The following is an 18,041-nucleotide window of genomic DNA, read 5'->3' on the forward strand; positions in this document are numbered from 1 at the left end:
GGCATCGGCGTGACGTCACGCTCGGCGGGCCCGCGGCCCGGACGTCCTACGAACCCGCACCGATGGGTGCAGGTTCGTATGACGCGGGGCGAGGATCAGAGGTCGAAGAGCGAGCCCGAACCGCTGATGTCGGCGTCCGTGCGCGGCGTGTGGGCCGGACCGTCCGTGGACGGTGCCGGCTCCTTCTCGGGCTCCGTCGACTCCTCGGCTGCCGGCTCGTCCGCCGACGCGTCGTCCGCGTCGAGCACCGTCTCCGGGTCGTCGGCGGGGGCCGCCTCGGCGGCAGTCTGCGCCGCAGGCTCGACCGTCGGTGCGGAGTCCTCGGGGTCGGCGAAGGTCGCCGCCCGGCTGAGGTCGGCGCCGCTCGGCGGTGAGCTGGGTGCCGCCGTCTCCGGCTCCGGCTCGGGCTCGGCTTCCGGCTCCGGCTCCGACGCCGTCGGCTCCGTCTCAGGCTCCGCGACCGCGGGTGCGCTGGCGGCGGGCGCCGTGGTCGTGGCCGGGGCCTCGAGGTCGAACAGCGAGCCGAGGCCGGAGATGTCGACGTCGGTGGTCGGGGTCGAGGTCGCGCCGCTGGGCGCCGGGGCGGCCGGCGCGGCAGGTGCGGGCTCCTCGGAGGCGACCGGCTCGGGCTCGGCCTCGGGCTCGGCCTGGGGCTCCGCCGGCTCCGGCTGCGGCTCGGGCTCAGCAACCGGCGCGGGTGCGCTGGCGGCGGGCGCCGGGGCCGTGGCCGGGGCCTCGAGGTCGAACAGCGAGCCGAGGCTCGACAGGTCGGCGTCGGTGGTCGGAGTGGACGCCGTGCCGCCCGACGCCGGGGCAGCTCCTGCCGGCGCCTCGGGCGCAGCCGCGACCGGCTGCTCCGGCTCGGCCTCGGCGACCGGAGCGGGCTCCGGCTCGGCCTTCGCGTCGGGCTCGGCCGAGACCTCGGGCGCGGCTGACGTCGGCTCAGCGACCTTCGGCTCCGTCGGCTCGGGCGCGGCGATGTCGAAGAGCGATCCGCCGCCGAGGTCGGTGGTCGTGGCGGGGGTCTCGGCGGGCGCGCTGGGGGTTGAGTCGCTGGGAGACTCAACGGCGACGGCGGGCTCTGCGGCTGCGGCCTCCGGCTCGCTGGGGGTGCCGAGGTCGAAGAGGGATCCGCTCGCGCCGAGATCGGTCGAGGCGGGGGCCTCGGCGGGCGCACTCGCCGTCGAGTCGCTGGGGGACTCAGCCTCGACGGTGGCCTCGGTGGTGGGCTCGGGCTCGGGCTCGGGTGCAGGAGTGTCGAAGAGCGAACCCGACTCGACGGGCTTCGCGGGTGCCGGCTTCGCGGGAGCGGGCTCCTCGGGGGCAGGCGTGTCGAAGAGCGACGAGCCACCCGACGCCTTGGCGGCGGGGCCGACGTCGGCGGTCTCGGTGACGGTGTCGTCGGTGACGGTGACGTCCCCGGCCTCCGGCTCGTCCTTGGTGGCCACGTCCGTGGCGGCGGCACTCGCAGCGGCGGGAGCGGCCGCGGCGGAGGAACCAGGGGCTGCCTTGGTCGCCTGCTCGCCCTTCACCGAGGCCAGCAGCATCTGCGCGACGTCGAGGACCTCGACCTCCTCGCGCGCCTCACCCTTGCTCTGCTGCATCGTGAGGCCGTCGGAGAGCATCACGCGGCAGAAGGGGCAGCCGACGGCGATCTGGTCGGCGCCGGTGCCCACGGCCTCCTTGGTGCGGTTCATGTTGATCCGCTCGCCGGTGTTCTCCTCCATCCACATGCGTGCGCCGCCGGCACCGCAGCAGAAGGACTTCTCGGAGTTGCGCTCCATCTCGACGAACTCGGCGCCCGGCAGGACCTGGAGCAGCTCGCGCGGCGGGGAGTAGACCTGGTTGTGGCGGCCGAGGTAGCACGGGTCGTGGTAGGTGATCGAGCGCTTCGCCGCACCCGCGCCGTCGGTGACGGGCGTCAGCCTGCCCTCGCGCACCAGGCGGTTGAGGAGCTGGGTGTGGTGGACGACCTCGAGCTCGATGCCGAAGTCCTTGTACTCGTTCTTGAGCGTGTTGAAGCAGTGGGCGCAGGTCGAGACGACCTTCTTGACCTTGTACTCCTTGAACGTCTCGACGTTCTGCTGGGCCAGGCCCTGGAAGACGAACTCGTTGCCGGCGCGGCGGGCGGGGTCGCCGGTGCAGGTCTCACCGTTGCCGAGGACGCCGAAGGAGATGCCGGCCATGTCGAGCAGCTCGGCCACCGCACGCGTGGTCTTCTTCGCGCGGTCCTCGTACGCCCCGGCGCAGCCGACCCAGAACAGCCAGTCCACCGACTCCAGGGACTCCAGGTCCTCGCCGACGACCGGGACGTCGAAGTCGAGGCCCTTGGCCCAGTCCATGCGAGCGGTGCTCGACATGTTCCACGGGTTGCCCTTGTTCTCCAGGCCCTTGAAGAGCTGGTTCAGCTCGGCGGGGAAGTTCGACTCCACCAGCAGCTGGTAGCGGCGCATGTCCATGATGTGGTCGACGTGCTCGATGTCGACGGGGCACTGCTGGACGCAGGCGCCGCACGAGGTGCAGCTCCACAGCACGTCCTCGTCGATGACGAAGGGCGCGTCCTCGGGGTTGTAGAAGTAGTCGAGGACGTCGGCGCCGGCCGTGCCGCCGCTCTCGCCCTTGGAGCCGACGCCGACCAGCTCGCGCTCGGCGTGGGCCGGGTCCCCGTCGTGCTTGGCGTACGCGTGGTCGCGCAGGGCGGTGATGAGGAGCTTGGGCGAGAGGGGCTTCTCGGTGTTCCAGGCGGGGCACTGGGACTGGCAGCGGCCGCACTCGGTGCAGGTGGTGAAGTCGAGGATGCCCTTCCAGGAGAAGTCCTCGACCTTGCCGACGCCGAGCACCGAGTCCTCGTCGAGGTCGTCGATGTCGTCGAGGGTGACGGCCTTGCCGTCGGACATCAGCGGCTTCATGGCGCCGAGGGCGGTGCTGCCGTCGGACTCGCGCTTGAAGTAGATGTTGAACCACGCGGTGAAGCGGTGCCAGGCGATGCCCATGGTGATGTTGCGGGCGATCACCATCAGCCAGACCATCGCCAGCGAGATCTTGAAGGCCGCGATGCCGTAGATGAGGTTCTCGAGGGTCTGGACGTCGTTCGGGTAGATCGCGTCGCCGATCCACGAGGCGATCGGGTAGTGGCTGCGACCGGCGTCCTCGTCGAGCTTCCACTCCGCGGCGCGGACGAAGAGGATCGCCGCGCCCTCGAGCAGGGCGAGCGCCTCGACGAAGTAGGCCTGCCAGAAGTTGGAGCCGAAGAAGCGGCTGCGGCGGCCCTCGGAGCGCGGGTGGTGCTTCTGGCGGTAGATGATCAGGTAGACGATGCCGACCGTGCTGAGCAGGCCGATGAGCTCGCTGAACCACTCGTAGGGGTACCAGTGGCCGATGAGCGGCCAGGCGAAGGACGGCTCGAAGAGCTGGAAGTACGCCGCCAGCACGGCTGTGCTGAGGAAGAGGAACGCCGCGTAGACGAACCAGTGCATGATGCCGACCCAGTGCCACTGGAGCATCCGGGTGTGGAGGAACGTCTCCTTCAGCATCGTCACGGCGCGGCCGCCGGGGTTCTCGCTGCGACCCGGGGCCGGCTGGCCTGCGCGGATCACGCCGAGCATGCGGCGTACGGCCGGGACCAGCATGGCCACAGCGACGGCGGTCAGGGCGAGCGAGACGACGATCGCGAAGATCTGCATGAACTGCTCCTCGTGGGGGGCGTGACGCATCGGAGCCTAGGCCGCGGCGCGCCGCCGTGGCAGCGGCGCCCGGGTGAGAAAGATCCTACTGGTTGGTAAGTTGGGACTGGGCGCGCACATCCGGGTGGTGGCCCACACCACACCGCGGGCGCGGTTTGTGGCTCAGGTCACCATTGGGGGACCACGGGACCCTCCTTAGCGTCACTCCCGTGCCGACTCAACCAGCTCTCCGGACCTCCGGCCTGTGCAAGGACTTCCGGGGCTTTCGCGCCGTCGACACCGTCGACCTCGAGGTGGCCGAGGGCAGCATCCACGCGCTCGTCGGCCCCAACGGTGCCGGCAAGACCACCCTGTTCAACCTGCTGAGCGGATTCCTGGGGGTCTCCGCCGGACGCATCGCGCTCTTCGGCCGGGACATCACCGGTCTCCAGCCCGAGCAGATCGCCCACCTCGGTGTCGCCCGCTCCTTCCAGATCACCAGTCTGTTCGAGAACCTCACGCCGATCGAGCACGTCGAGCTCGCCCTGCAGGGCATGACCAGCGAGGGCTACAGCTTCTGGCGCTCCCACCGATCGATGCACAAGTTCCGGCCCCGTGCCGAGGAACTGGTCGAGGAGGTGGGTCTGACGTCGATGGCGCATCGCCCCGCCGGCCTCCTGGCCTACGGACAGAAGCGTGCGCTCGAGATGGCGCTCGTGTCGGCGCTCGACCCCAGGGTGCTCCTGCTCGACGAGCCCACCGCCGGCATGGGGATGGAGGACATCGATCGCACCATCGAGCTCGTACGCCGCATCGCCACAGGTCGCACGGTCGTGTTCGTCGACCACAACATGCACGTCGTGGGCAGCCTGGCGGACCGGGTCACGGTCCTGCAGGCCGGCACGGTGCTGGCCGAGGGCACCTACGACGAGGTCCGCAACGACGAGCGGGTCGTCACCGCCTACCTGGGAGAGGCCGACCATGCCTGAGGCACCCATGCTGGAGATCAGGGGCCTCGACGCGTTCTACGGCGAGGCGCAGGCGCTACGCGGGGTGGACCTCACTGTCGCCGAGGGCGAGGTCGTCACCCTCGTGGGACGCAACGGAGCCGGCAAGACCACGCTGCTGCGATCCGTGATGGGGTTGCACCGGCAGGTGACCGGCGAGCTGCTCTTCGAGGGCCGCGACATCGTGCGCACCCCGGCTCACAAGCGGGCGCGGGCCGGGCTCGGCTGGGTGCAGGACGACCGCGGTGTCTACGCGAGCCTGACCGTCGAGGAGAACCTCCTCCTGCCGCCGGTGGTCTCCGACCGGGCCTGGGCGCTCGACAAGGTCTACGAGGCCTTCCCGGTGCTGGCCGATCGCCGCAGGGCGGGGGGCACCACCTTGTCCGGCGGCGAGCAGCAGATGCTCGCGATCGCTCGGGTGCTCCGCACCGGTGCCCGGATGTTGCTGCTCGACGAGCCGACCGAGGGCCTGGCCCCGGTGATCGTCCGTCAGATCGGCGACATCATCCGTCAGGTCAAGGAGTCGGGCGGCACGGTCCTGCTCATCGAGCAGAACGTGAAGTTCGCCGCCACCGTCGCCGACCGCCACTACCTGCTGGCCCAGGGCTCCGTGGTCGAGAGCCTGGACAACGCCGAGTTCTCCGCACGCCAGGCAGAGCTCCTCCAGCACCTCGGCATGTGAGTCGGGCACGCCCGCACTCCTGGGCCGCGGTCAGATCCGCAGCTCACCACAACGACACGTCAGCCAGCACAGAGAGAAGGAACCGATGAAGAGGAACACAGCGGCAAAGGTGGCCGTGGCCTCCGCAGGAGCAATGCTCCTCGCGGCCTGCGGCCAGGGGGGCCCCGGCGCCGACAGTGGCGCCATCTCCGACGACTCGATCGTGCTGGCGGTGCTCAACGACCAGTCCGGTGTCTACAAGGACCTGTCGGGTCCCAACAGCGTCAAGGCCGTCGAGATGGCGATCGCCGACTTCAAGGAGGAGCACGGCGACGACGCCGTGACCGACAACATCGAGGTCGTCTCGGCCGATCACCAGAACGAGCCCGACGTGGCCAACACCAAGGCCCAGGAGCTCTACGACCGCGAGAACGCCGACGTCATCCTCGACGTGCCGACCTCCTCGGCCGCCCTCGCCGTCGCGAACCAGGCCAAGACGAAGAAGAAGCTCTTCCTCAACGTCGGCGCCGCGACCACCGAGCTCACCGGTGCTCAGTGCAACAAGTACACCTTCCACTGGGCCTACGACACCTACATGCTCGCCAACGGCACGGGCACCGCGGTGACCGAGGGCGGCGGCAAGAACTGGCAGATCATCTATCCCGACTACGCCTTCGGCCAGGACATGGAGAAGTCCTTCACCGCCGCGGTCGAGGGTGCGGGGGGTTCGGTGGACGGATCGATCGCGACGCCGTTCCCCAACGACAACTTCGCCACATTCCTGACCAAGGCCGCGGCCAAGGACCCCGACGTCATCGGCACCATGCAGGCCGGCGGTGACCTCATCAACCTCGTCAAGCAGTTCAACGAGGGTGGCTACGCCGACCGTGGCATCAGCCTCGCCGTGGGCCTGATGTTCATCACCGACATCCACTCCCTCGGAGTCGAGCAGTTCGCCGGAACCCAGTTCACCGAGGCGTGGTACTGGAACATGGACGACGAGGCTCGCGCCTGGGCGGACCGTTTCCTCGAGGAGACCGGCACCCGTCCGTCGTTCGCCCACGCGGCAAACTACTCAGCGGCCCTGCAGTACCTCGAGGCCGTCCAGCGCGCCGAGACCGACGAGTCCGACGCCGTGGTCGAGGAGCTCGAGGGGCTCCAGGCCGAGGACGTGTTCCTCCGCAACGGTGAGGTCCGTGCCGAGGATCACCGCGTGATCCACGACGCCTACCTCGCCAAGGTCAAGTCCCCCGACGAGGTCGAGGAGGACTGGGACTACGAGGAGATCGTGGCGACCATCCCGGCAGCCGACGCCTTCCGCCCCGTGGAGGAGTCCGGCTGCGAGATGTGACCGACGCCCGGGTGGGCGTCCACCGGACGCCCACCCGCACGTCTCCCGTCTCCACCCCAAGCCGTCGAGGAAGTCATGAACGAAGTCCTGCAGTACACGATCCAGGGGCTCGCCGCCGGTAGCTTCTATGCGCTGTCGGCGCTCGGTCTGGCCATCATCTTCGGCGTCCTGGGCGTCGTGAACTTCGCGCACGGCGCCTGCTACATGCTCGGCGCCGTCGTCGCGGCGGTCCTGCTCGACACGGTCGGGCTGGGCTTCTGGCCGGCGCTGCTCGTCGTGCCCCTGATCATGTTCGCCTTCGGGGTGCTGATCGAGCGGACGCTGGTGCGCTGGCTCCTGGCGCTCGACCCGCTCTACAACTTCCTGCTGACCTTCGGCCTGACGCTGCTGCTGGTCGACCTGGTCAAGCGCCGCTACGGCGTCTCCGGCCTGCCCTACGAACGTCCTGACGTGCTGCGCGGGCAGATCGAGCTGGGCGCCCTGCGGCTGCCGACCTACCAAGTCTTCGTCTTCGTCTTCTCGCTGCTGGTCTGCGTGCTGGTGTGGATGCTGATGACGCGCACCCGCATCGGGATGATCGTGCGTGCTTCGACCGAGCGCTCCGACCTCGCCCAGGCGCTCGGCATCAACGTCGGGCGCTGGGTGACCCCGGTGTTCGGGTTCGGCATCGCCCTGGCCGGGCTGGCAGGCGTGCTCGCGGCGCCGTTCCGTGCCATCACCGCCGACATGGGCAGCAACTTCATCATCATCCTGTTCGCCGTCGTCGTGATCGGCGGCCTCGGCTCGATCCTCGGAGCGGTCGTGGCCGGCTTCCTGGTGGGTCTCGTCGAGGCATTCGGCCAGGCCTACGCACCGACCTTCGCCCAGATCCTGATCTTCGTCCTGATGGCAGTCGTCGTGCTGGTCCGCCCGGCCGGCCTGTTCGGCCGAGAGGAAACCGCCCGATGAGCAACCTGACGACCGACGCCGACACGGCCCACTTCGACCTCCCCTCCGATCGGGGCGAGGGGCACGGCAGGTCCCCGCTCCGGTGGCTGCTGCTCGCCGCCGGCCTGGCGGTCGCCGTGGCGCTGCCGTGGTTCGTCTACCCGCCGATCGCGATGGACATCCTGTGCTGGGCGCTCTTCGCGATCGCGCTCGACATCCTGCTGGGCTACTGCGGACTGCTCTCCTTCGGTCACGCTGCGTTCTGGGGTGGTTCGGCCTACGCGACCGGGCTGGTGGCGGTGCACTACGGGGTGCCGTTCCCGCTCGCGGTGCTCGCCGGCATGCTGTTCGCGATGACGATCGCGGTGCCCATCGGCTATCTCTCGGTGCGCGCCACGGGCATCTACTTCGCGATGGTGACGCTGGCCTTCGCCCAGATGATCTACTTCATCGCCAACCAGTGGCGAGACGTCACTGGAGGCGAGAACGGCCTCCAGGCGGTGCCCAAGACGTTCTTCGGCATCGAGGCGGTCGAGACGGAGGCGTTCTACTTCTACTATGCCGCCCTGCCGATGATCCTGCTCGGCATGTGGGCCGCCTGGCGGATCGTCCACTCGCCGTTCGGCCGCGTGCTCGTGGCCATCCGGGACAACTCGCCCCGCGCTCGCGCGCTCGGCTATGACGTCGAGAGGTACAAGGTCATCGCCTTCGTCCTCTCGGCCGGACTGGCCGGGCTCGCCGGTGGCCTCTTCGCGATCAGCCACGGCTTCGTGTCGCTGCAGGAGGTCAACTGGACCACGTCCGGCAAGGTCGTGCTGATGACTGTCCTGGGAGGCATCGGCACCCTGTGGGGCGGCGCAGTTGGGGCGGGCTTCATCGTCCAGCTCGAGGACTACATGGCCTCCTCCGGCTTCGAGGGGATCGGCATCGTCACCGGCTCGGTGTTCGTGATCGTGGTGCTGCTCTTCCGTCGAGGCATCTGGGGCACGGTGGCCCATCTCGTGAGCAGCCGGTCGACGCGGTCGGCGGGCCGCCGGGGCTGAGTGGTCGACCGCCTCGCTCGAGAGCGCTCAGGCGTCGGAGAGCCTGTGCAGCCGCAGCGCCAGCTGGACCTCGAGCTGGCGGTCCGGCTCCTGCCAGCCGGCACCGAGCAGGACGCCGATGCGGTCCAGCCGCTGGCTCACGGTGTTGACGTGGACGTGCAGGTCGTCCTTGGTGCGCCCCAGGTTGTTGCCGTGGCGGAAGTAGGCCGCCAACGTCTCGACCAGGGCGGTGCCGCGCTCGGCGTCGTAGGCGATGACCGGGCCGAGGACGCTCTGCACGAAGCCGCTCACGTCCGGCCCGCCCCCGACGACCAGACCGACGAAGCCGAGGTCCTCGGCGCGCGCGCACTCACCGGTGCGGCCGAGCGCCAGGAGCGCCTCGGTCACCCGGCGGGACTCGTCGTGCGTGGCGGCGACGTCACGAGGGTCGGAGACCGGTCCGGCGGTGCCGGCGGTCCAGGGGTCCGAGACGCCGCGCAACGCGCCGCTCACCAGCTTCGCGACCGCCTCGTGGTCGGCACCGGGCAGGAGCAGGACCAAGCGACCTCGGTGCATCGCGGCGAACCCGTCGACCCGAGCCGCGAGGTGGCTGGCCGCCTCGGCGATGCGGGCGCGGTCGCCCGCGACGTCGGCCACCACGACCAGGTGGTCGCGGTCGAGGTCGGCGCCGAGGCGCCGCGCGCGGTCGCGCAGGTCGTCGGGGTCGCGGGCGGCGGTCAGCAGGTCCTGCAGGAGCTCGCTGCGCACCCGACCCTCGGCCTCGGCGACGTTGCGACGGAACAGGAGCAGGAGGGCCGTCACCAGTGCGGCACGCTCGAGGATGCGCCGATCTGCCTCGTCGAGCCGGGTGGCGCGGTGCAGGCCGAGGCTGCCGAGCAGCTCGCTGCCGGCCAGGACGGGTGCCACGGCGAGACCGGGCCCGTCGACGGTCCGGCTGGACGCGGCGGCTTCGGCGAAGACTGCACGCTCGTCGGCGGTGAGACCCACCTCGCCGCGGGTCGAGGCGAGGACCGAGGTCGACGTCCCCAGGACCGTGACCTCGCCTGCGAGCACCTCGGCCACGACGGCCAGGACGTCGTCGACGCCGCCGCCGCGCACCAGCAGCGCGGTGAGCCGGTCGTGCGCAGCGGCAGCGCGCTCCACGCTCACGCTGCGCACCCGCAGCTGCTCGCTCGTCACCTTCAGCTCGGCCAGCGCGCTCTGCGTCTCCGCGAGCAACCTGGCGTTGTCGATGGCGATCGCGGCGTGGGCGGCCAGCGAGACGAGGAGCGCGGTGTCGGCGCGGGTGAATGGGCGCACCTCGCGGTTGGCGGCGTAGAGCACGCCGATCACGCGGGTGCCCAGGGTCAGGGGTACACCCAGGATGGACGTCAGGCCCTCGTCGGCAACCGCCGAGTCGATGCCGCCGGTGTGCACGAAGCGCTCGTCCTCGAAGTAGGAAGGCGTCGTGTAGGGCATCGCCGTCTGGGCGACGAGACCGCCGAGCCCGGCTCCCATCGGCAGCCTCACCTGGCGGAAGGCCGCCGAGGTGCTGCCCTCGGTGACCCTCATGTAGGTGTCGCCCTGCTCGTCGTCGTTGAGTGAGAGGTAGGCCATGTCGCTCTGCAGCAGTGCCCGAGCGCGCCGCACGATCGCGCCGAGCAGGTCGTCGAGGTCGGTGAGGGCAGCCAGGTCGCTTGCGGTCTCGTAGAGCGCGGACAGCTCGGCCTCGCGGCGACGGCGTGACTCCAGCACGCCGCGCACCTGCAGGGCAAGCCGCTTGGCGTGCTCGAGGGCGACCAGGGTCTCGCCGTCGGCGCTCGCTGCACGCGCCGCCAGCACGGGCGCCTCGAACTCCACGGGCGCCGCCTCGCGGGCCAGCAGCTCGAGGAACTCCGCTCCGGTCACGCCTTGCATTGTGACCGATGGCGGCGTGAGCGCGAGCGCGCCGTCCCTGGTGGCCGGCAGCCGGCCCGGCCCAGGGGGCGTCGCCGGCGCGTCCGGCCGTGCCCCGGGCGGCATCATCGCGCCGACCAGCCTCCGTCGAGCACCATGTTGGTGCCGGTCATGTAGGCAGCGTCGTCCGAGCACAGGTAGGCCGCGGCCGCGGCCACCTCCTCGGGCTCGATGAGGCGCTTGATGGCGGAGTTCTTGAGCAGCACGCGCGACAGCACGTCCTTCTCGGAGAGGTCGTGCACCCGCGCCTGGTCGGCCACCTGCTTCTCGACCAGCGGCGTGCGGACGTAGCCGGGGTTGATGCAGTTGCTGGTCACCCCGTGCTCGGCGGCCTCCAGGGCCACGACCTTGGAGAGGCCCTCGAGGCCGTGCTTGGCCGAGACGTAGGCCGACTTGAACGCGCTCGCCCGCAGGCCGTGGGCGCTGGAGATGTTGATGATGCGGCCCCAGCCCCGGGCGTACATGGCGGGCAGCGCGGCACGGGTGAGCAGGAACGGTGCCTCGAGCATCAGCCGGAGGATCAAGGAGAAGCGCTCAGGGTCGAACTCGTGGACGGGGCTGACGTGCTGGATCCCGGCGTTGTTGACCACGATGTCCACGTCGAGGCGCAGCTCCCGCAGGCCCGGGAGGTCGGACAGGTCGACGGCCCAGGCCTCACCACCGATCCGCTCCGCCACGCCCTGCGCCCCGGCAGCGTCGACGTCGGCCACCACGACGTGGGCGCCCGCAGCGGCGAGCCGGCACGCCACCGCGGCGCCGATCCCGCTCGCGCCGCCTGTCACCAAAGCCCTGCGACCGCCGAGATGAGGTGGCGGCGCGGTGGGGCCAGCGGAAGACATGGGGACGAAACTACGGTCGGGCTACAGGGGTGCAGATGGCGAAGCGACACACACTTCTGCGCCTACCTATGTGGACCACGGATCAGAGCGCGACGTGTGGGCCCGACCTGTTGGTCGCGCCGCTCGGGTGCTAGCGAGGGAGCGGCACGCCGATGCGTGCCACCCGCTCCCGGTCGCGCACGGCGCCGGCGATGACGGCATCGATGGAGCCCACCCCGAGGCTGCACACGAGCCGGAGGCGCCCCGTCGGCTCTGTGGAGAGCGCGTGTCCCAGCGAGCCGTGGGGCCGTGCCCACTGCGCGAACGACCCGCGTGAGCGGAACGACTCGAACTGCGCGACGTCGTCGACGTGGAAGGTGTCGGCGGCCGACGAGACCTCGGCCCGGACCCGCGCGTCGTAGTCGACCGGCAACACCAGGCATGCCTCCTGGAGCCAGTCCACGTCGATGGTCGGCTGGGCCGAGCGCGGCATCGGGCCGCTGGTGACGACGACGTCGGCCCCGCTGACCGCGGCACGCGGATCGGTGGCGACCTCCACGCCGTCGATGGGCTCGCGGAGTCGCGGACTCCACACGACGACCTCGGCGTCGGGTCGGAGGTGACGCAGCACGGCGGCGTGGGCGCGGCCCTGGGCGCCGTAACCGAGGATCGCCACGCGCCGCCAGCCCGGATGGGCAAGGTGGCGTACGGCGACGCCGCTCGCGACCGCCGTGCGGATGGCCGTGATCTCCCCGGCGTCCATCACCACCTCGGGCGCGCCGGTGTCCGGGTCGTTGACGACGATCAGCCCGGTGATGGCCGGCAGCTGGCGGGCGGGGTTGGCGGGATAGGAGGCGACCCACTTCATCGCGACCACGTCGCGGTCCATCAGCCAGGCGGGCATGGCGTTGAGGAAGGAGTCCTCACGGGGGTGGAGGCCTGGCTTGGGTGGCAGCTCGATCCGCCCCCGCGAGGCGGCGACGTAGGTGTCAGCGACCAGGTCGAGCTGGTCGTCGAGGCTGGGCAGCAGGCGTCGCACGGCGTCGGCGCCGAGCCAGGTGAGCGGGTTCACCGACGCATCGTAGGTGCGACGGGTGTGCCCCGGGTCCGCGGCTCAGTTCACGATCGCGACGTTCTCGACCTCGGTCTCGCGGGCGTCCTCGCGGTGGGTCGCGAGCTTCGTCCTGACCTGGTCCAGCGCCTCGGTGAGCCGGGTGACGCCGTCGCGCAGCTTCTGCTGGTGCTCGACGTGCGCGAGGTGCGACTCGCTGGTCTCGTCCCAGCCCGGCGTGAGCGACTCGACCTGCTCGAGGAGGTCGCCGATCTGGGCGGTGATCTGCTCGGTGGCATCGGCGAGCGCGGACTCCAGCGTCGACAGCGAGCCCTGGTGCACGACGAGGCCGCGGGTCACCGGGAACCACCCAGCCGGTCGGCGAGCTGGCCCGAGCGCTCCGCCTGGGCCACGTCGTTGGTGGCGTGCTCCTGGGCGACGTACATCAGGCTCTGCGCGTAGCCGTCGAGGATCGGGCCGAGCGTGATCGCGACGTCGAACCACGCGTTGACCGCCTCTCCGAAGCCCGCGGCGGCCTGGCCGCTGAAGCCCTTGCCGGCCTCGGTCTCGATGGTGGCGCCCAGCGCCTGCAGGGTCTGCTGCAACGGCTCCACCGCGTCGGCGACGGCCTGCGCCGCCGCCTGCATCTCGGAGTAGACAAGTCCGACGGCCACGGCCGCCCCCTCTCGCTCGGGTCGATCGCGACCTTCCTACCCCGTGCGCGGCGATCTCACACACCGGTCCGCCTGGACGGAACGGTTTGAGCAGCGGTCCCCGGGGGAATCGGGAGCCCATGCCGTCGTACGACTTCGAGGTCGACCTCGAGAGCATGGGCCAGGCCGCCCAGGGGCTCAGCGAGACCGTCCAGCTCTTCAAGGACAAGGACGTCGAGGACCTCGTCCCCGGCAAGGGCGACGTCGGCAGCGACGTGGTCTGGGGTGCCCTCGACGAGTTCAAGGGTCGCTGGGAGGAGGGCGTGAACAACCTCTGCCACGACGTGGAGGAGATGGCCGGTCGCCTCGGCAAGATCGCGATGAACTACTTCGAGACCGACAAGGCCGGCCACGACGCCCTCTCGGCCCTCACAGGCACCATCGCCGCCACCAAGGTGATGTGACGTGCCGGACTTCGAGGTCGAGGGCAACCCCGGCGTCATCCGCTCCAGGGCCGTGCTGATGGAGCAGAAGGGCCAGCTCTTCTACGACACCGGTGACGCGCTGTCGAAGATCGACGTGTCCGGCTGGACCGGCCGGGCCGCGGACGAGTTCCGCGAGGCGCACGACCTCGAGCCGGACCGCTGGATCAAGGCCGGCAACGGCTTCAGGAAGGCCGCCGCCGGCCTCACGGCGTACGCCGGCGTGCTCGAGGACGCACAACGGCGCGCGGCGGAGGCGAAGGCCGAGCACGAGCGCGGTCAGCGCGAGTCGGAGAGTGCACGCACCCAGTACGACTCCTACATGGGCCGGATGCGTGCCTACTGGAGCAGCGGCGGCACCGACCAGGCCGAGCCGTTCGTCGACTGGGGCGAGCCGATCCAGCAGGAGGCGCTGCGGGCGATGCAGGCGGTCCGCGCCGACCTCGACAACGCGGCTCACGTGTGCGCGGGGGAGGTCCGGGCAGGCTGCGCCGACGCCCCCGAGGAGCCCAACTGGCTCGAGTCGGGCCTGAAGTTCGTCGGCGGCATCTTCGAGGGCGCCGGCGAGGCGGTCTGGGACCTGCTGACGATGGTGCCGTTCAGCCCGGTCAACCTGGTGATCGACGCCCACAAGCTGGCCACCGGCGACCTCACGCCGGAGGAGCTGGCCAAGACCTACGAGCTCGACGTGGAGAACGCCGTCGACATGGCCCACGGCATCTACACCGGCCTCACCACCGACCCGGTCGGCTTCGGCAAGGAGCTCGGGAAGAGCCTGCTGGACTGGGACACCTGGGCCGACGACCCCGCCCGCGCGATCGGCCACCTCGTGCCCGACGCGGTGGCGGCTGTCGCCACCGCAGGCGCCGGAGCCCTCGCGACCCGGGGAGCCAAGGGCGGCATGGACGTGCTCGACGGGTTGGGCGACCTCAACCGGCTCGACAACCTCGACGACCTCGGCGACCTGCGCCACGTCGACCTCGACGACGTCACCGACTGGTCACGTGGCAGGCCGCTCGACGACGGGGTCCCCGGCAGCGAGAACTACCCCGACGGCTACGACCGCTACGGGGGGCTCGGGGAGCAGGACTTCCACGACCGCTACTGGAACCCCGCGGCTCGCGACGGCGAGGGTGGGTGGCGCTGGCCGACCGAGGAGCACGGATTCAAGGACGGCTTCGACGGCCCTCCCCAGCCCAACAGCGCCGAGCCCGGCGACGTGCTGGACCGCTACGGCCCCGCCGACGGTGCGTACGCCTCCCCCTCGGGTACTCTCTTCGACCAGCGGGCACTGCCGCCGAGTAGCGTGGGGAGCGACTACACGCAGTACGAGGTGCTCAAGCCCCTGCCCGAGTCGGTCACCGAGGGCAAGATCGCCCCGTGGTTCGAGCAGCCGGGCGGCGGCGTCCAGTACATGTTCGACGAGCCCATGAGCTGGTACGTCGAGAACGGTTACCTCAGGAAGCTGGACTGACATGGCGGACACCATCGACGACCTGCGCGCCGAGCTCGCCGCCGCAGGGATCGACCCCTCCCAGGTGCAGCGCGGCACCGACGTGACGTTGTGGGACGAGGGCACCTACGTCAGCGAGGCCTCGGTCGACGGTGTCGTCCTGCGCCAGCTGGGGCGGACCCGCGACGACGACCGCGTGGAGGAGTTCGACTCCGAGTCCGACGTCGTGGTCGAGCTCCGTCGGCGCCTCCTGCGCCCGACGCGCACCATCGACGCCGACGAGCGGGCCGCCATCCGGGAGCGGATGCAGGCGCGCGCGGCTGAGACGCTCGCCCGTCTGGAGGCCGGACGTGACTGAGCCGCTGGACAGCGCCCTGCGCGAGAAGGGACTGGCTCCCGACGCCGTCGTCCTCGCCCCGCCGCCTGCCCCGGGCGCGCCGGCGCCGCCCGCCGACACGTGGTCCATCGTCCCCTTCGGAGAGCAGTTCGTGGTCGGTGCGACCGGACGGGGTGCCTTCCGCGCCTACGAGGCCCTGTGGACCCTCGAGGACGCCGTGGCGCTCGCGGTGCGGCTCGCGAGCAGCCCGCTGCCGCCCCTGGGGCGTCGGCTCGAGGCCTCCGAGATCGAAGCCGGTGCGCGCACGGCAGCCGGCGTCGTCGCTCGGACCGAGGAGCGCGGACGCGCGGCCGGCCCTACCGGCCTCCTCCCGGGAGACCTCCTGGACGCCTACGGGGCGGAGACCGAGCACCACCTGTTCGCCCTCGGGACCCCGTTCGACCAGCGGTCCGAGCCGCCGTCGCGGGTGGGGAGTCCCTACTTCGCGTTCGTCGTGGCCCAGGAGCTGCCGGACGCGGTCATGGAGGGACGAGCGGCTCCCTGGTTCGAGCAGCCCGGCGGCGGCGCGATGGTCGTCCTGGACAGGCCGATCCGGTGGTACGTCGACCAGGCAGTGCTCGTCCCGCTGGACCTCGGCCGCGACGTACGCGCGTGACCTTCCCCCCGGCTGGTGAGGTCGACGGTGTGCGGCTGCCGGAGGTCACGAGGATCGCGAGGCCGGGCCCCTGACGCGCCGGCTCAACCGGGAGGCGGTCGCCGCGACGGCTGCGGCGATGTCGGCCACGTCGGCACCTTCGTCGCTCGGGAAGGTCACCGCCACGCCGGCGACCGGGTGCGCGTTGTGGTCGAGCACGGCCACCGCGACGCTCTGCAGGCCGGGAGTCACCTCGCCGTCCTCGGTGGCGTGCCCGCGCTGGCGGGTCTCGGTGAGGAGCGTGCGCAGGGCGCTGAGGGACGTCGGTCCCTTGCCGTGCCGGTCGACGAAGGCGCTGCGGTCGGGGTAGAGCGCCCGCACCTGGCTGGCCGGGAGCGCGGCGAGGATGGTGCGCCCGGACGCGGTGAGGTGGGCGGGCAGGCGTACGCCGACGTCGGTGACCAGGGGCGGACGACCGGGCGCGCGCTCCTCGACGACGTAGAGCACGTCGCGACCGTGGAGCACCGCGAGGTGCGCCCCGTGCCCGGTCCGGTCGACCAGCTCGGCGAGCGGGCGGCGCGCGAGCCGTGCCAGCGGTTCCTGGCGGGTGAAGCCGCTGCCGACCTCGAAGGCGGCGACGCCGAGGCCGTAGCGGTGCTCGTCGGGCAGGTGCACGACGAAACCCTCGTCGATCATCGTGTTGAGCAGGTGGTAGGCCGTGCTGCGGGGGAGGTCGCAGGCGCGCACGATCCGGTCGAGCGGCACCGGGTCTGCCTGGGTCGCGAGGAACCGCAGAACCCGCAGGGTGCGGGTGGCGGCGGGGACCTGGCTCACCGGCGGACCGAGGTGCGGCGGGTCGCCGTCAGGACTGCTCGCTGTCCTTGCGGGTGAACCAGCCGCCCGAGCCGTCGGTCGCGATCGGCTTGCCCGGCATCTCCTGCGCGCCCGGGGTGCGGCGCGGGAGCCCGGGGGCGGGGGAGGTGTCGGTGGCGGTCTCGGTGGAGGTCTCGGCGTTCACCTCTGCCGGCGGTGTCGGCTGCTGGTCGACGGTGCCGGCGACCTGGGGTGCGTAGTCGTCGGACTTGTGGTCGACGCGCGGGTCGAGACGGTCGGCTGCACGGACCTGGGCCTCGTGGGAGGCCTCGACCTGCTGGGCCTCGATCCGGGCGGCCTCCGCCTCCGCCTCGGCCTTCTCGGCGATGGCGCGTGCCTCGGCGGCCTCCGCCTCGGCGGTCGCCGCACGGTCCTGTGCGGGTGCGATGGTGGCCTGCGCCTCGGTGGCGGCCTTCGTGCGCAGCTGGTCGGCGCGCTCGATGTTGGCCTCGCGGTTCTTGCGCTGGATCACGACGAACGCCACGGCCAGCACGACCAGGACGATGACGGCGATGACGATGAACGTGGTCACGGTCTTCCTTCTTCACGACGACGACGGGGCACCAGTCTGGCACCTCGCCGCGTCAGGTGCGGGGCGTCTCCCCGGCGTCACCGCGGTGCCGCCCCGAACCGTCCGCCGGGGGCGTGCTCGCGTCGGTGCTCGGGTCCGGGGTGTAGTCCGTCGACGAGGTGTCGACACGCGGGTCGACGGCGTCGGCGGTCCGCATCTTGTCCTCGGTCACGGCCTGCTGCTGGGTGGCCGCGACCTCGGCCTCGCGCGCCTCCTGCTGGGCGCGCTCCGCCTCCAGCCGGGCCCGCTCGGCCTGTGCGGCGGTCTCCTGGGCACGCACCTGCGCCTCGGGGATCTCCGACGCGTGCGTGTGCGCCTCCTCGCGCAGGTGCTCGGCGTGCTGGTGCTGCTTCTTCTTCCGCTGCTGCGTCACCAGCCAGGCGGCGAGCGCCACCGCGACCAGGACGACGACCACGACGATGATCCAACCGGTCGTACCCATGGCGTTCCTCCTCCTCGGGAGACCCCGGACGGGTCCCCCGTCGTTCACCGTGGCACACCTCGCGGGTGCGCGCTCGTGGACGTCATCCGTACGGGTGGGTCGGTGGGCGTCCCGGGAGTCTGATATCCGAGACACTCGGGC

The 18,041-nt window shown here is 71.3% G+C and carries 18 protein-coding genes; 9 read left to right on the top strand and 9 right to left on the bottom strand.

Features of this window, described 5'->3' with window-relative positions:
- Positions 1 to 95 precede the first annotated feature (95 nt).
- On the bottom strand, positions 96 to 3,713 hold the full coding sequence (locus K4G59_RS08845) for a (Fe-S)-binding protein (protein WP_231250592.1): 3,618 nt from the start codon (positions 3,711 to 3,713) through the stop codon (positions 96 to 98).
- A gap of 179 nt (positions 3,714 to 3,892) precedes the next feature.
- Here K4G59_RS08845 and K4G59_RS08850 point away from each other — a divergent pair, with 179 nt between their 5' ends.
- The 5 genes from K4G59_RS08850 (at position 3,893) to K4G59_RS08870 (ending at position 8,651) form a co-directional block, all read left to right on the top strand.
- The gene (locus K4G59_RS08850; RefSeq protein WP_231250593.1) at positions 3,893 to 4,651 is read left to right on the top strand and encodes an ABC transporter ATP-binding protein; all 759 of its coding nucleotides are present in this window, start codon (positions 3,893 to 3,895) and stop codon (positions 4,649 to 4,651) included.
- Complete coding sequence (locus K4G59_RS08855; RefSeq protein ID WP_231250594.1) at positions 4,644 to 5,351, top strand: ABC transporter ATP-binding protein; 708 nt, start codon at positions 4,644 to 4,646, stop codon at positions 5,349 to 5,351. The genes K4G59_RS08850 and K4G59_RS08855 overlap by 8 nt, the downstream gene beginning before the upstream one ends.
- Before the next feature lie 85 nt (positions 5,352 to 5,436).
- A complete protein-coding gene (locus tag K4G59_RS08860) occupies positions 5,437 to 6,681 on the top strand; it encodes an ABC transporter substrate-binding protein (protein WP_231250595.1) in 1,245 nt (414 codons plus the stop codon).
- A 75-nt stretch (positions 6,682 to 6,756) separates the two neighbouring features.
- Positions 6,757 to 7,629: a branched-chain amino acid ABC transporter permease gene (locus K4G59_RS08865; RefSeq protein ID WP_231250596.1), complete on the top strand. Its 873-nt coding sequence runs from the start codon at positions 6,757 to 6,759 to the stop codon at positions 7,627 to 7,629.
- Positions 7,626 to 8,651 (top strand): branched-chain amino acid ABC transporter permease, encoded by a 1,026-nt coding sequence (locus tag K4G59_RS08870; RefSeq protein ID WP_231250597.1) that lies wholly within the window; start codon positions 7,626 to 7,628, stop codon positions 8,649 to 8,651. Before K4G59_RS08865 ends, K4G59_RS08870 begins: the two co-directional genes overlap by 4 nt.
- 27 nt (positions 8,652 to 8,678) lie before the next feature.
- On the opposite strand, the gene K4G59_RS08875 is transcribed toward K4G59_RS08870, so the two are convergent.
- The 5 genes from K4G59_RS08875 to K4G59_RS08895 all read right to left on the bottom strand — a co-directional run bounded on the left by K4G59_RS08875 (position 8,679) and on the right by K4G59_RS08895 (position 13,129).
- Positions 8,679 to 10,547 carry a helix-turn-helix domain-containing protein gene (locus K4G59_RS08875; protein ID WP_372461803.1) on the bottom strand — a complete coding sequence of 623 codons (1,869 nt, stop codon included), beginning with the start codon at positions 10,545 to 10,547 and terminating at the stop codon, positions 8,679 to 8,681.
- Positions 10,548 to 10,651: 104 nt separating this feature from the next.
- Positions 10,652 to 11,425: a 3-hydroxybutyrate dehydrogenase gene (locus K4G59_RS08880; protein ID WP_231250599.1), complete on the bottom strand. Its 774-nt coding sequence runs from the start codon at positions 11,423 to 11,425 to the stop codon at positions 10,652 to 10,654.
- 130 nt (positions 11,426 to 11,555) lie between these two features.
- Complete coding sequence (locus tag K4G59_RS08885; protein WP_231250600.1) at positions 11,556 to 12,476, bottom strand: ornithine cyclodeaminase family protein; 921 nt, start codon at positions 12,474 to 12,476, stop codon at positions 11,556 to 11,558.
- Between the two features lie 42 nt (positions 12,477 to 12,518).
- On the bottom strand, positions 12,519 to 12,815 hold the full coding sequence (locus K4G59_RS08890) for a WXG100 family type VII secretion target (RefSeq protein WP_231250601.1): 297 nt from the start codon (positions 12,813 to 12,815) through the stop codon (positions 12,519 to 12,521).
- On the bottom strand, positions 12,812 to 13,129 hold the full coding sequence (locus tag K4G59_RS08895; protein WP_231250602.1) for a WXG100 family type VII secretion target: 318 nt from the start codon (positions 13,127 to 13,129) through the stop codon (positions 12,812 to 12,814). The genes K4G59_RS08890 and K4G59_RS08895 overlap by 4 nt, the downstream gene beginning before the upstream one ends.
- 119 nt (positions 13,130 to 13,248) lie before the next feature.
- Between K4G59_RS08895 and K4G59_RS08900 the strand changes: the two genes are divergently transcribed.
- Genes K4G59_RS08900 through K4G59_RS20455 form a run of 4 tightly spaced genes read left to right on the top strand, consistent with a single transcriptional unit; the run spans position 13,249 to position 16,035 of the window.
- Complete coding sequence (locus K4G59_RS08900) at positions 13,249 to 13,572, top strand: hypothetical protein (protein ID WP_231250603.1); 324 nt, start codon at positions 13,249 to 13,251, stop codon at positions 13,570 to 13,572.
- 1 nt (position 13,573) lies between these two features.
- A complete protein-coding gene (locus tag K4G59_RS20450) occupies positions 13,574 to 15,064 on the top strand; it encodes a TNT domain-containing protein (protein ID WP_231250604.1) in 1,491 nt (496 codons plus the stop codon).
- A gap of 1 nt (position 15,065) precedes the next feature.
- Positions 15,066 to 15,401, top strand: a complete 336-nt coding sequence (locus tag K4G59_RS08910; RefSeq protein WP_231250605.1) for a hypothetical protein — start codon at positions 15,066 to 15,068, stop codon at positions 15,399 to 15,401.
- Positions 15,394 to 16,035 carry a TNT domain-containing protein gene (locus K4G59_RS20455; protein WP_231250606.1) on the top strand — a complete coding sequence of 214 codons (642 nt, stop codon included), beginning with the start codon at positions 15,394 to 15,396 and terminating at the stop codon, positions 16,033 to 16,035. Before K4G59_RS08910 ends, K4G59_RS20455 begins: the two co-directional genes overlap by 8 nt.
- 45 nt (positions 16,036 to 16,080) lie before the next feature.
- On the opposite strand, the gene K4G59_RS08920 is transcribed toward K4G59_RS20455, so the two are convergent.
- The 3 genes from K4G59_RS08920 to K4G59_RS08930 are packed head-to-tail and all read right to left on the bottom strand — an operon-like array spanning position 16,081 to position 17,900.
- Positions 16,081 to 16,848 (bottom strand): IclR family transcriptional regulator, encoded by a 768-nt coding sequence (locus K4G59_RS08920; protein WP_231250607.1) that lies wholly within the window; start codon positions 16,846 to 16,848, stop codon positions 16,081 to 16,083.
- A 28-nt stretch (positions 16,849 to 16,876) separates the two neighbouring features.
- On the bottom strand, positions 16,877 to 17,419 hold the full coding sequence (locus tag K4G59_RS08925) for a hypothetical protein (RefSeq protein ID WP_231250608.1): 543 nt from the start codon (positions 17,417 to 17,419) through the stop codon (positions 16,877 to 16,879).
- Between the two features lie 52 nt (positions 17,420 to 17,471).
- A complete protein-coding gene (locus K4G59_RS08930; protein ID WP_231250609.1) occupies positions 17,472 to 17,900 on the bottom strand; it encodes a hypothetical protein in 429 nt (142 codons plus the stop codon).
- Positions 17,901 to 18,041: the final 141 nt, after the last annotated feature.

The organism is Nocardioides furvisabuli (genome assembly GCF_021083185.1).
Lineage (GTDB): Bacteria > Actinomycetota > Actinomycetes > Propionibacteriales > Nocardioidaceae > Nocardioides > Nocardioides furvisabuli.